This window comes from Methylocystis sp. (genome assembly GCF_051062815.1).
Lineage (GTDB): Bacteria > Pseudomonadota > Alphaproteobacteria > Rhizobiales > Beijerinckiaceae > Methylocystis.
In genome coordinates this window covers 51,685-64,431 of record NZ_JBPFDU010000026.1, presented here as the reverse complement: position 1 = coordinate 64,431, position 12,747 = coordinate 51,685, and the positions used below count along the sequence as shown (strand labels likewise).

The 12,747-nt window shown below is 63.1% G+C and carries 13 protein-coding genes and 1 tRNA gene; 6 read left to right on the top strand and 8 right to left on the bottom strand.

Features of this window, described 5'->3' with window-relative positions:
* Positions 1–39: 39 nt before the first annotated feature.
* The 4 genes from ACR65W_RS03085 to ACR65W_RS03070 form a co-directional block, all read right to left on the bottom strand.
* Positions 40–1,179: a Fic family protein gene (locus ACR65W_RS03085; protein ID WP_434498502.1), complete on the bottom strand. Its 1,140-nt coding sequence runs from the start codon at positions 1,177–1,179 to the stop codon at positions 40–42.
* A gap of 315 nt (positions 1,180–1,494) precedes the next feature.
* Positions 1,495–1,569: transfer RNA gene (locus ACR65W_RS03080), tRNA-Val, on the bottom strand.
* A 156-nt stretch (positions 1,570–1,725) separates the two neighbouring features.
* On the bottom strand, positions 1,726–2,268 hold the full coding sequence (locus ACR65W_RS03075; protein ID WP_434496782.1) for an HD domain-containing protein: 543 nt from the start codon (positions 2,266–2,268) through the stop codon (positions 1,726–1,728).
* Positions 2,269–2,347: 79 nt separating this feature from the next.
* Positions 2,348–3,052, bottom strand: coding sequence for an HAD family hydrolase (locus ACR65W_RS03070; protein ID WP_434498504.1), 705 nt, complete (start codon positions 3,050–3,052; stop codon positions 2,348–2,350).
* Positions 3,053–3,182: 130 nt separating this feature from the next.
* On the opposite strand from ACR65W_RS03070, the gene ACR65W_RS03065 reads away from it, so the two are divergent.
* The 3 genes from ACR65W_RS03065 to gor are packed head-to-tail and all read left to right on the top strand — an operon-like array spanning position 3,183 to position 5,703.
* Complete coding sequence (locus ACR65W_RS03065) at positions 3,183–3,581, top strand: hypothetical protein (protein ID WP_123176820.1); 399 nt, start codon at positions 3,183–3,185, stop codon at positions 3,579–3,581.
* A 29-nt stretch (positions 3,582–3,610) separates the two neighbouring features.
* Positions 3,611–4,333, top strand: a complete 723-nt coding sequence (gene rpiA / locus ACR65W_RS03060) for a ribose-5-phosphate isomerase RpiA (protein ID WP_434498505.1) — start codon at positions 3,611–3,613, stop codon at positions 4,331–4,333.
* Entirely contained in the window at positions 4,330–5,703 is a 1,374-nt protein-coding gene (gor, locus tag ACR65W_RS03055; RefSeq protein ID WP_434498506.1) for a glutathione-disulfide reductase, read from the top strand. The genes rpiA and gor overlap by 4 nt, the downstream gene beginning before the upstream one ends.
* Positions 5,704–5,800: 97 nt before the next feature.
* On the opposite strand, the gene ACR65W_RS03050 is transcribed toward gor, so the two are convergent.
* Entirely contained in the window at positions 5,801–7,018 is a 1,218-nt protein-coding gene (locus ACR65W_RS03050; protein WP_434498507.1) for an acyltransferase family protein, read from the bottom strand.
* A gap of 193 nt (positions 7,019–7,211) precedes the next feature.
* On the opposite strand from ACR65W_RS03050, the gene ACR65W_RS03045 reads away from it, so the two are divergent.
* The gene (locus ACR65W_RS03045) at positions 7,212–8,591 is read left to right on the top strand and encodes a class II 3-deoxy-7-phosphoheptulonate synthase (RefSeq protein WP_434498508.1); all 1,380 of its coding nucleotides are present in this window, start codon (positions 7,212–7,214) and stop codon (positions 8,589–8,591) included.
* Positions 8,592–8,610: 19 nt separating this feature from the next.
* On the opposite strand, the gene ACR65W_RS03040 is transcribed toward ACR65W_RS03045, so the two are convergent.
* Positions 8,611–9,753, bottom strand: coding sequence for a ceramide glucosyltransferase (locus ACR65W_RS03040; protein WP_434498509.1), 1,143 nt, complete (start codon positions 9,751–9,753; stop codon positions 8,611–8,613).
* A gap of 244 nt (positions 9,754–9,997) precedes the next feature.
* Here ACR65W_RS03040 and gltX point away from each other — a divergent pair, with 244 nt between their 5' ends.
* Together gltX and ACR65W_RS03030 are read left to right on the top strand one after the other, a co-directional pair.
* Positions 9,998–11,350, top strand: coding sequence for a glutamate--tRNA ligase (gltX, locus tag ACR65W_RS03035; protein ID WP_434498510.1), 1,353 nt, complete (start codon positions 9,998–10,000; stop codon positions 11,348–11,350).
* The gene (locus tag ACR65W_RS03030; RefSeq protein ID WP_434498511.1) at positions 11,331–11,756 is read left to right on the top strand and encodes a DUF1622 domain-containing protein; all 426 of its coding nucleotides are present in this window, start codon (positions 11,331–11,333) and stop codon (positions 11,754–11,756) included. Before gltX ends, ACR65W_RS03030 begins: the two co-directional genes overlap by 20 nt.
* 18 nt (positions 11,757–11,774) lie before the next feature.
* On the opposite strand, the gene ACR65W_RS03025 is transcribed toward ACR65W_RS03030, so the two are convergent.
* Entirely contained in the window at positions 11,775–12,350 is a 576-nt protein-coding gene (locus ACR65W_RS03025; RefSeq protein WP_434498512.1) for an NnrU family protein, read from the bottom strand.
* A 30-nt stretch (positions 12,351–12,380) separates the two neighbouring features.
* A complete protein-coding gene (locus ACR65W_RS03020; RefSeq protein ID WP_256032192.1) occupies positions 12,381–12,728 on the bottom strand; it encodes a hypothetical protein in 348 nt (115 codons plus the stop codon).
* Positions 12,729–12,747: the final 19 nt, after the last annotated feature.

Here is a 12,747-nt window from a genome sequence, read left to right as displayed (position 1 = left end):
GACGCCCGGACCTCGGATGGACAGGCGGGGCGTTTTTTTTCACGCACGCACCAGCGCGAGCAGAGGCTCAAAAGAATAGAGTGCTGGACGTCGGCCAGACGACGGTTCGATGGTTCGTAACAAACCATTCTCAGCCAACGCTCGTGTAAATCGGTGAGCGGTGGCGTTGGGTATGTCTGTCTTATGGGTGAACACGTTGTTGCGGAAAACGGGTCGTGTAAACACAAAATCGAGCGCCGTCGTGCTCCACTGAGAAGAAAGAATATCTCTAAATCTCACTTTCATGTCCTCATAAAGACTTTTAATTTCTTCCGCCTTTGCAAGGTTGGCGTTCGCTTGCGCTTCTAGCGCCTCCAAGAAAAAAATAACCCACTCTACCCATGCTCTAGATGAAGAAGCATGGCGCATGCGGTCAATATATTCATCCCTCCTCTGTTCAAAATATGAGCTCATATAGAAGTAGGGCTGAGAAAGAGCGCCGAAGCGCCACAACATAAGTGGTATCAACATGCGACCGATGCGCCCATTTCCGTCTTTGAAAGGATGGAGTGCCTCAAACTCCAGATGCGCCAGTGCGGTTCTAGTCAGAATTTCCCATTCTTCATTGTCGATGAACTCGAATAGCTTTTCCATGCCTTCCGGCAATCTCTCAGGGCTGATCGGCACGAACAGAATTTTTCGCCTAACTCGGTCTGCGAGGTAGTTCTGTTCCGTCTTGTATTCACCGGGGGACATGCTCGCCCCTCGCCCGAATCCGAGTAGCACCCGATGGCAAGCGCGCAGCAGCCAGCTCGATAACGGCTGGCCTTCCTGCATGCTGTTCTGAGCGACTTTCATCGCCCGGCTATATAAAAACACCTCTATCGCTTCGCTTCGGTGGCGCTCTTCAACTCTTTCGCCACCGTCTTCGTTATCTGCTTCGTAGCGAAGGACCTCATCAAGGGTGCTGATTGTCCCTTCCATTCTGGAGGAGACCACAGCCTCTTGGCTACGCAGGGGCGCAAGAAGGATTTCGCTGTTGTGCATCCCCTTGAGCATCTGGTCGTAGCGCGCCAAGGCTGCGGCCGCCGCGGACAAGGGCTTGACCATCAACCGATAGTCCAACTCGTTTGGCGGGAACTGGTCGTAGTGGTAGGTAACGGCTTCGCTTGTGTCGAAGTCCGTCGGGGCCAGCGCCATTTTGAGTCTCGTTCCTGCAGGATTTTGATACTCTACGCAAATAGCGTTGAACCGGCTAGGCGCAAAAAGGCTAGTCTCTCACGGCGCTCGGAACGTTCAAATCAAATAGCCTTGTCTCGCGTGAACACGAGGCAAGAGATTTTGCTTATCATTTTTAGCTAATTCTGATAGCCAAAAGGCATGATCCTCTCGGTCAAGCCGAAGGCGGGCGCCAAATGATGGTAGGACCTGACTCTAACCAGTTTGTGCGGGGACTATTTGGTGACGCGCTCTAACGGCCCAGCTTTAGATTTTAGCCTAAATCTTTGTTTTCAATGGTGGGCGGCACAGGGATTGAACCTGTGACCCCTCCCGTGTGAAGGGAGTGCTCTCCCGCTGAGCTAGCCGCCCGTCGCCATCGGCGATCGATCCTCATCCTGTAGGAGAGCCCGGCGCCCTCCGTCAAGATCGGAGATCGCCCTTCGGCGTCGGAGATCGCCCTGGCCGCCGCCGAGGCTCAAGCCTGGGCCGAGCCGCCGCGTCCCGCGCCACCGCGCCCCCGGCAGCTCACGGCGGGGTCCATTCCTTCGACAGGACGCGGCGCACCATCGGCTCGAAGGTCGCGAGCGGCTCGTTCTTGTAAGCGGGATCGAACGACACTTCGTCATATTTGGCGCAGAACTCGATCGTCTGCTCATAGGCCGGGTCCGAGCGGAATTTGTCGCGGGCGTTCGGATCGAGGCCGAGGTGGGCGGCGTAGAAATAGGTCTGGAACAGGCCGTGCTGGGCCAGCATCCAGTAATTGTCGCGGCTGATGAAGGGCCTCAGGATCGCGGCGATCACCTCGCCATGGTTGAAAGGTCCAAGCGTTTCGCACGCGTCGTGCAGCAGCGCCACGACCACATATTCTTCGTCCTTGCCGTCGCGCAGCGCGCGCGTCGCCGATTGCAGACAGTGATCGTAGCGCGTGATGTTATAGGCCGTGTCCTTGCCAAGATCGCGCAGCAGTCCGAAGAGCCGGTCCGGCAGTTCCTTGAGCGTGTGCTCGTGAACCTGTTTGAGGATCTGAAAGTCTTCGTCGGTGCCCTGGTCCATCCGCGTGAAGTGCATTTTCTCCATAGTGCGAACCTTTCCCGTAACTTGCGCGGCGCCGGCCTCGACGGCGAAGCGGGGCTCAAAAGATCAAGGATCAAGACGCCTCAACCGCGCGTTGGAACAGCGCCTCTTCCAGCGAGGCGACCGCATCCCACAGCTCGTCGAAATGCGAAATCACGCGATCGGGCGAAAACGCCGCGACCGGCGTGTCGGTATAGCCGAAATCCACCGCCACCGACGGCGTTCCGGCGGCGCGGGCGGTATCGATATCGGTCTTGGAATCCCCCACCATCACCGAGCGCCTTGGGTCGCCGTCCGCCGCCTCGACCGTCAGCCACAGCGTGCGCGGATCGGGTTTATGCATGGGAAAGCTGCCGCGGCCGCAGATGGCCGCGAAGCGGTCCGCCACCGCAAGCTTTTGCAACAGCAGCCGCGCCAGTTCTTCAGGCTTATTGGTGCAGACCGCGAGGCGAAAGCCGGCCGCCTTGAACCGATCGAGCGCCGCGAGCGCGCTGGGGAACAGCCTGCTTTCGTCGGCGATGTGCGCCTCGTAATAAACCAGGAAGTCGCGCACCAGCCCCTCGGCGCGCTCAGGATCGAGCGGCGCGCCCTGATGGGCGAAGCCGCGCTCGATCAGCGCCCGCGCGCCGGCGCCGACAAGCGGCCGCCCCGCCTCGAGAGCGAGCGGCGTCAATCCCTCGCGCATGAGCAGCACATTGAGCGTGCCGATGAGATCATAGGCGGTGTCGGCCAATGTGCCGTCGAGATCGAAAACGAGAACAGGGAAGCGGGCTGTCATAGCCCAGGGGGTAGCCGCGCCGCCCCCCGGGATCAAGCGCCGTTGATTCGACAGGCGAATTTTGCCGCCTCCGCACGCGAGGGCTCTGCGTGTAGACTGCGCCGACCGATTCGCGACAGGGAGCGCAAATATGCGTGGAACGCGCCATTTCCATACGCGCCGACGTGCAGCTTTGACGGCCGGCGCGCTTGTCTTCGCCCTTTCCGGGGCGTCGATGGCGACGGCCGGAAATTACGAATTTCTGGCGGCGCCGCAGACGGATCTCAATCGCGTGTTTCGCCTCGACCGCTCCAATGGCGAGGTCGGCGCCTGCCAATACGGCTTGAAGGAAAGCGCAGCGATCGGCGTGACGCTGTGCTATCCGCCTGGCGAAGGCGCGCGCGCCGGCGTTTTCAGCGAATATGCGCTGGTCGCTTCGCGTCATACCGGCGAAGGCGGCGTATTCCGCGTTGATCTGCGTTCCGGCATGATGTCGATCTGCTTCGTGCTGAACGAAACATCGGTGGTCTGCACGCCGCCGGCCAAATGAGCGATCGACCTGGGCAAGCGAATGTCCGCATGAGCGCCTTTTCCGCCGAGGCAATGAAGCGCGCCGCCGCGCGCGCGGCGCTCGAGTCCGTGACGCATGGCATGCGGCTCGGGCTCGGCACGGGATCGACGGCGGCGCATTTCGTCGATCTTCTCGGCGCCCGCGTCAGGGAGGGTCTGGAGGTCGTTTGCGTGCCGACCTCCGAGCGCACCCGCGCTCAGGCCGAAAGCCTCGGGATATCGCTCTCCACCCTCGACGAGACGCCGCAACTCGATCTCACCGTCGACGGCGCCGACGAATTCGACGCGGCGCTTCGCCTGATCAAAGGCGGCGGCGGCGCGCTGCTGCGCGAAAAGATCGTCGCCGCCGCCTCGACGCGCATGTTCGTCATCGCCGACGCGACGAAGGAAGTAAGAACGCTCGGCGCCTTCCCCCTGCCCGTCGAGATCGATCGGTTCGGCGCGCGCTCCACCATGCTGCATATCGAACGGGTCGCGCGCGGTCTGGGACTCATCGGCCCGCTGACAATGCGCGAAGCGGAGCCTGGCGAGCGCTTCATCACTGACGGGGGACATTACATCGTCGATTGCGCGTTCGGCGCCATCGACGATCCGGACGCCCTCGCTGCGCGGCTTTCGGCGATTCCCGGAGTCGTGGATCACGGATTGTTCATCGGACTCGCAACGGCGATCTTCATAGCCGGCGCCGAGGGCGTGCGCATCCTGGGAAACATATCGGGCGACCCCTTATGACCTTCGACTATGACCTTATCGTCGTCGGCGCCGGATCCGGCGGCGTCCGTGCGGCGCGCGTCGCCGCCAGCCACGGCGCGAAAGTCGCGATCGCCGAGGAATTTCGTGTCGGCGGCACCTGCGTCATTCGCGGCTGCGTTCCCAAAAAACTTTACGTGCTGGCGAGCCGCTTCCGCGATGATTTCCAGGACGCCGCCGGTTTCGGCTGGCGCGTCGGCGATGTGTCGTTTGACTGGACGGCGCTTGTCGCCGCAAAGGAAAAGGAGATCACGCGCCTTTCAGACCTTTACGCTGAAACGCTCGCGAGTTCCGGCGTCGAGCTCATCCGCGCGCGCGCGACGCTCACCGATCCAAACGGCGTGCGTTTTTCCAACGGCCGCTCCGCCCGCGCCCGCTACATTCTCATCGCCACCGGCGGCGCGCCGGTGCTCGCCCCCCACATTCCGGGCATCGAATTCGGCATATCTTCAAACGAGATTTTCGATCTGCCGAAGTTTCCGCAAAGGCTGCTGATCGTTGGAGCGGGATATATCGCCGTCGAATTCGCCAGCGTCTTTGCGCGGCTCGGCGCTAAAGTGCATCTCGCCTATCGCGCCGATCTGCCGCTGCGCGGCTTCGACGACGACCTGCGTTCGCGTCTCTGCGAAGCGCTCAAGACGGCGGGCGTCGCGCACCGGGCCGGCGCCCTGCCGACGCGCATTACGAAAAACGCTGACGTTCTGGAGGTCGAGATGAGCGACGGCGCGCCGCTCGAGGTCGACTGCCTGCTCATCGCGACGGGACGCAGGCCGATGACGCAGAATCTCGGCCTGGAGGCGGCGGGCGTCGAGCTGCGCGAAAACGGCGCCGTCGCCGTCGACGAGCGCTCGCGCTCGAACGTCGAATCCATCTACGCCGTCGGCGACGTGACCGACCGGATCAATCTGACGCCTGTCGCCATTCGCGAGGGGCAAGCCTTTGCCGACAGCGTCTTCGGCGCGACGCCGACGACGATCGACTACGCGCAGACGCCAAGCGCCGTCTTCACCACGCCCGAAATCGGAACGGTTGGACTGACCGAGGCCGAGGCGCTCGCGCAGCATGGCGCGATCGATATTTATGAGACGCAGTTTCGCCCCATGCGCGCGACGCTCTCGGGACGCGGCGAACGCGTTTATATGAAGCTGATCATCCACGGTTCGAATGGACGCGTGCTTGGCGCGCATATTTTGGGTCCAGAGGCGGGGGAGATGGCGCAGCTCATCGCCGTCGCCTTGCGGATGGGCGCGACGAAGAGCGATTTCGACGCGACGATGGCCGTGCATCCGACGATGGCGGAAGAACTCGTGACGATGCGCGCGCCGTCACGGCTGCTCAGGCCTCAGGCTTAGCGCGCACTGATGAATTATGGATTTCATGAATGCCCGCCATTTCTTGAATTGACGCATTTTCTACGCCGAACCGGCATCCCCTTCGGCGAAAAATGCTTTAGGCTTCGATCCGTTGCTGCGGCGGCTGCGCCGCAACGGGCTGCTGCGCCGGAGCCGGAGCGGCGGACTCGGGCGCCCATCTGTCGAGGAGGGCGCGAAGCTTGCGCCGCGCCGCGCCCGTCTTCGCCTCGGTGACCCGGGAGAAGAAATAGCCGGCGACGATGGCGACCCCCATTACCGAGAAGGCCACGGCATAATTTTGCGGAGTAGCGAGCTGCGTCGCCCAGTCATTCCCCAATGTGCTGCCGACCGCCGCGCGCGCGAAAATCAGGATCGGCATATGGATGCTGTAAAGCGAGAAGGAAAAATCGGCGAGCGTCTTGTGGAACTTCGGACGCAGCAGCGAAAAACCCTCGGACGGTCCGTAGCGGAAGGCGAGCAGGACATTGATGAACAGGCCGGACGCGAGAAGATCGCCAGCATCGGCGAGCCAAGGATGGGCCTCGAGAAGATGTCCGCGCACGACTAGCCGGATGACCGTGACGACGGCGGCGTAGAGGATGAGCGCCTGCCAGCGCGAGCGGATGATCGGCCGGCCGATCAGCGTGGCGAAGGCGCCGCCGGCCCAAAGAATATAGCCGAATTTGAACCAGCTCGGCGGCGTCGAGAGCGCCAGGAAGAGCGCCGCGCCCAGCGCGAAACCCAAAAAGCGCAGCGCCAGCGGGTAATTGCGCGCGAAAGGCAGCAGCAGCAACGGAAAGGTGACGTAGTACCAGAACTCGCAGGCGAGCGACCAGAGCGGCCCGTTGGTGCCGAAATAGTCGAAAGCGATGCCTTGCAGATTGAGAAAACTTGCAAGAAACAGAACCGGGGAGAAATGGCCCTTGAACAGCGGCCATTCGTAGACGCCGCTGCTGGCGAACAGCCACCTGCCGAGCGAATCAAGAACGAGGGTGAGCGCGACCGCAGGCCCCACGACGAGATAGATTCGCGACACGCGATGAATGAAATATTCGCGCAGGAAGCCCTGATTCTTGCGCATATGCGCCAGCACCGCGCCGCCGACGAGATAGCCCGACATCACGAAGAAGGCGAGCACCGCCTGATGCCCAAGCTCGAAGGCCGAGTAGAACCACCAGACATAGGCGAGCGGCCCGTGCGGCGCGCTCATGATGTCCGCCTGGTTGGTGAACATATTGTTCGTGTGGACCGCCAGCACGACAAGCGCGCCGAGCCAGCGGGACGCCTCGATGAACTGCGACAGAATGAACGGCATCGCCCCGGTTCGCCCCCTCGCTCTCGGCCGCGCTCGCGCCCCGGCTTTATAGCGGGTCTCCCCGGGCTTCGCCAAATCGCCGCCGCCAAGCGGAGGGTCGCTTTGGAGGCGAGAATCCTCTATAAGCGCCGCTGGCGTCGCTGCGAGAACGACCCCAGCGCCTATCGGGCCTGATGTTGCGGAGTTTTGCGAAGTGGAACGTTGGTCGCCGGGCAGTTGGAGGAATCTACCGATCGAGCAGACGCCGGTCTATCAGGACCAGGCGGCGCTCGCCGACGTGGAGCGCCAGCTTGCCGGGTTCCCGCCGCTCGTTTTCGCCGGTGAAGCGCGCAATCTGAAGCGCCACTTGGCCGAGGTCGCCGCCGGCAAGGCGTTCCTGCTGCAGGGCGGGGACTGCGCCGAGAGCTTCTCGGAACATTCGGCGGACAATATCCGCGACTTTTTCCGCGTCTTTCTGCAGATGGCCGTCGTGCTGACCTATGCCGCCGCCTCGCCGGTGGTGAAGGTCGGGCGCATCGCCGGCCAGTTCGCCAAACCGCGCTCCTCGCCGCTCGAAAAGCAGGGCGGCCTCGAGCTGCCGAGCTATCGCGGCGACATCATCAACGACCTCGCGTTCAACCCGCAGGCGCGCGAACCCGATCCGCAGCGCCAGCTGCTCGCCTATCGGCAATCCGCGGCGACGCTGAACCTCATCCGCGCCTTTGCGGCGGGCGGCTTCGCCAATCTCGAAAACGTCCACCGCTGGATGCTCGGCTTCGTCAAAAGCAGCCCGCAGTCCGAGCGCTACCAGAAGCTCGCCGATCAGATCACCGAGACCTTAAGCTTCATGCGCGCGATCGGTCTCGATCCGGAGCATCATCCGGAGTTGCGCGGCACCGACTTCTACACTTCGCATGAAGCCCTGCTGCTCTGTTACGAACAGGCGCTGACCCGTATCGACTCGACGACAGGCGACTATTACGCGACCTCCGGCCACATGCTCTGGGTCGGCGACCGCACCCGTCAGGAAGATGGCGCGCATATCGAATTCGTCCGCGGCGTCAAAAATCCGCTTGGGCTGAAATGCGGTCCGAGCCTGAAGCCCGACGGGCTTCTGCGCCTCATCGACGCGCTCGATCCCGAGAACGAGCCCGGCAGGCTCACGCTCATCTGCCGTTTCGGCGCGGACAAGATCGAGGACGCGCTGCCTGCGCTGGTGCGGGCGGTGACGCGCGAAGGCCGCAACATCGTCTGGTCCTGCGATCCGATGCATGGCAACACGGTCAGCGCCGGAGGCTACAAGACACGGCCGTTCGATCGGATCATGTCGGAAATTCGCAACTTCTTCGCCGTGCATCAGGCGGAAGGATCCTACGCGGGCGGCATACATCTCGAGATGACCGGCAAGGACGTCACCGAATGCATGGGCGGCGCGCGGGCGATTTCCGAGAGCGATCTGCGCGACCGCTATCACACCTATTGCGATCCGCGCCTCAACGCCGAACAGGCGATCGAAGTCGCATTCTTGGTGGCCGAGCTCTTGAAGGCGGAACGCGTCGCCCGCGGCGTGCGGGAGCAGCACGCGGCGGAGTGAGGAAAGACGCGCGGGCAGGCTAGCCCGTCGTCTCCTCCGCCTCGCGGACCGTCATCTCGGCGCCGTGCCAGACGAAATCGTCGTAGAGCAGCGCGTCGATGAACATCACCGGCAGCATCAGGTCGCGCACCATAAGCGCGAAGGGCGTGCGCCAGTCGAGCGGGAAACCGCAGACGCGCGCCAGCCAGATCTCGCCGCCCTGCAGCGAAAAGATGATGAACGTCGTGACCAGCGCCACCGTGGAGATCCCGCCGTCGAGCTGAACGGCGGCGTAGGCGCCGAACACGATCGCCGCAAAACTGCCGTTCATGAATTCCGGGATGTAATGCGCGGGAAAGGTCGCGCGCCGCAGCCGCGCCCAGCGCACATGCCGTGAATAGACCTCACGCGCCGTGCGTCGGCCGAGCGGCTGCTCGAAAGGCATGTCGACGAGGCGCACATCCATTCCCTGGGCGCGAATGACCTTGGTCGAGGCGGCGTCCTCGGCGATTTCACTCGCCAGCGCGCGAATGCCGCCAGCTCTGTCGAGCACGTCGCGCCGCCACATCATGTTCTTGCCCTGAGCGAAGGCGGCCCCAATCGCCTCGGCGCCATATTGCCAGCGCGCCTGGAATGTATTGAGGATCGCGCATTCGACCGTCGCCCAAAAGCCTTTCGGACGCGAACCGATCGGCATCGACACGCTCATCGCCGTGTTGTCACGGAATGCGGCGAGCATGGTCTGGATATAGTCGCGCGGCGGCAGCGCGTTGGAATCGGCGAGGATCACATGATGATGCCGCGCCGCGTCCCACCCCTTGACGCAGTTGTTGAGCTTGGGATTGGCGCTGACATAATCGTCGCCGACGAGCAGCCGCGCCTCGCGCTCGGGATGCGCCGCGATCAGCCGCTCGACCAGCGAAATGACGGGATCGCTCGGCGATTGCACGCAGAATATGATCTCATAATCGGGGTAGTCGAGATCGAAGGTCGCGCCGAGCGTCTCCTCGCTGAAGGGCTCCAGCCCGCGCAAGGGCCGCACGATGCTTACCGGCGGCGCATTGTCCGGCGGCGGCAGAGTTCGCTCCCGCGCCCGACATTTTCGGGACATCAGGGCCATGCTTGTGAAATTGAGGATGAGAATGACGGCGCACCAGCCGGCGCAGATATAGGCCAGGATCATGAACGGCGCTTTTTCTTAAGAGTCGTAACGCAGAGAATCGCAACGCCGAACGCCAGCGGAGTGGCTCGGCTTCCGGCGCGCGACGCCGGGGCGCGGCCATTTCGAAATTCCGCCTGACAAAGACGCCGGGTCTTGGCAAAAGGATGGTGGCGCGAGAATCTTCTCCCGACGCGCGGCTGTTGAAAATTCCTGCTGGAAGCTCTGCTGCCGAATTCCCTGTTGAAACTCCTGACGAAGCTTCCTCATGACCTCTCCGATCGTTCGTTTCGCGCCTTCGCCGACCGGCCGCATTCACATCGGCAACGCGCGCGTCGCGCTATTCAATTTTCTGTTCGCCGCCGCCAACCTTGGACGATTCGCGCTACGGTTCGATGACACTGATTTTGCTAGATCCAGCGAGGAATTCGCGCGTGGAATCGAGATTGATCTCGCCTGGCTGGGCATCGTTCCGCATGAGGTTTTCCGCCAGTCGGAGCGCGTCGCGCTCTATGAGGACGCCGCCAATCGCCTGCGGCGATCCGGCCGCCTCTACCCTTGCTATGAAACCCAGGAAGAGTTGGACAAGCGCCGCAAGATGCAGCAGGCGCGCGGGCTGCCGCCGGTCTACGATCGCGCGGCGCTGCGCCTGAGCGCGTCTGATCGCGCGATGCTCGAAGCCGAGGGCCGGCAGCCGCACTGGCGATTCATGCTCGAGCCGGGCGTCGCCGAATGGAATGATCTTGTGCGCGGTCCGGCGCATATCGACTGCTCGGCCCTGTCGGACCCGGTCCTGATCCGCGAGGACGGCAGTTTTCTCTACACGCTGCCCTCGGTCGTCGACGACATCGACATGCGGATCACCCATGTTATTCGCGGCGAAGACCACGTCACCAATACGGCCGTGCAGTTGCAGCTCATGCGCGCGCTCGCGCCTCATGCGCCGGCGCCGATTTTCGCGCATCACAATCTTCTTATCGGCGCGGGCGGCGAAGCTCTGTCGAAGCGAACCGGATCGCTCTCCATCGCCTCGCTGCGCGAAGACGGCTATGAGCCCCTCGCCGTCGCCGCGCTCGCGACGCTGACCGGCTCCTCCGACAATATTCACGCCGTGCGCTCGCTCGACGAACTCGCTCAGAGGTTCAATCTGTCGCATGTCTCGCGCAATCCGGCGCGTTTCGACCCCGCCGATCTTGAGACTCTGACGCACCGGACTCTCGCGCGCTACGAATATGATGACGTGCGCGAGCGGCTGGAAGCCTTGACGATCGTCGGCCGCAAGGCGGAGCCCTTATGGCGCGCGGCGCGCGGCAATCTTGCGCGTTTCGACGATATTCTGACATGGTGGCGCGTCGTGGACGCGGAGATCGAGCCGATCCGCGAGGATGAATCATTCCTGCAAGACGCGGCGCAGCTTTTGCCGTCGGAGCCTTGGGACGAGACCACATGGGCGGCCTGGACGAGCGACATCAAGACGGCGACCGGCAGAAAGGGCAAGGCGCTCTTTCATCCGCTGCGCCTGGCGCTGACCGGCGCCGAGAGCGGGCCGGAGCTCGCCGCGCTGCTGCCGCTCATCGGCCACGCCACGGCGCTCGCGCGACTTGTCGGCGCCCACGAATGAAAGCGAAGCGCTAGTGCCCTATCTCGCGAGCATCCACGAGATCATCAACTTCGCGGGTCTGGCGCTCGACGTCGTCGGCGTGCTGATCATCGTCACCGGCGCGGTCCTGTCGACGCTAGCTTTTCTGACGCCCTGGAGAGCACACCCCCTCACCTATCGCGGCTACCGAAAGAATGTCGGCCGCTCGATCCTGCTCGGGTTGGAGTTCCTCGTCGGCGGCGACATCATCCGGACCGTCTCCGTCGAACATCCAAGCCTCGAAAACGTCTTCGTGCTCGGCCTGATCGTGATGATCCGCACGGGGATGAGCTTTACGATGGAGGCGGAGCTCGAAGGCCGCTGGCCCTGGCAAGGCCGAAGCCTGGAGACGGCGGCGCCAAGCGAAGACGAATCGGCGCCGTCATAGGATGAAGTCGAGCGTTGCTCACGCCGGCAGCACCGAAACGCCGAACAGCAAGGGGTGCAGATAGAGCACGATGAGGAACAGCGCCGTTCCGACGCCGAGCGCGATCGCGTCGCCGCGCGTGAACTGCGAAATCCGCGGCGCGCCGCCGTCCCCGCGCTTCTTCACCGCGATGCGGTCGAAGACGCCCCAGGCGAGAAAAGACCCGAACAGGATCATGCCGCCGAGATCGCCATTGACGAGAAGATGCGCGAGCGCCCAGCTTTTCACCGCGACGAGCGTCGGATGGCGCAGCGCGCCGCGAATGCGGCCTGGCGGCGCGCGACGGCTCACGATCGCGACGAAAGCGAACCAGACGAGCGGCATGGCGACATGGCGCCCCCAGGACGGCGGCGTCCAGACATAAATCAGGCCCTCTGCGCGATAACGAATGAACCCATAGACGATCAGCCCGAGACCGATGGCGGCGACGAGCCCGTAGGCGGCCTTATAGGTTTGAAGGCCGTAGCGCTCGATCAGACCGGCGCGCGTCTCGCGAAAGCTCGTTAGCGTATGGACCCCGAGAAAAATCACGATTCCGAGAATGAGAATAAGCATGGCCTCTCCGCCTTCCGAATCAATTCGCGTCTAAAAGCACCGCACCTGCGCCTCGGCCTGAGCGCGGCGCAACTCTTGAAGCATATCGCGGGCCGCGTCCGTATTGCGCATCAGCGCGCCGACCTGCCCCGCCTGCTGATTGACGCTCGCGACGGTCTCGGCCGTGACATACCGCTCATAAGGCAGAATGGTCGCGATGACGTCTATGGAGCAAGAGCACTGGTCCAAGGAGAGGCGCGTATCGCCGTTCGCCTTCATGCAGCCGAAGACGTAATCGGCGCGCGCGGAGGTCGGATAGTCGTTGAGATCCGCCGCCCGCGCCCAAGCGGCCGGAAGCGGAAGCAGCGCGACAATGAGGAATTTCGATACCGGGCGCATCTTTTTCGTTCCTGCCGGG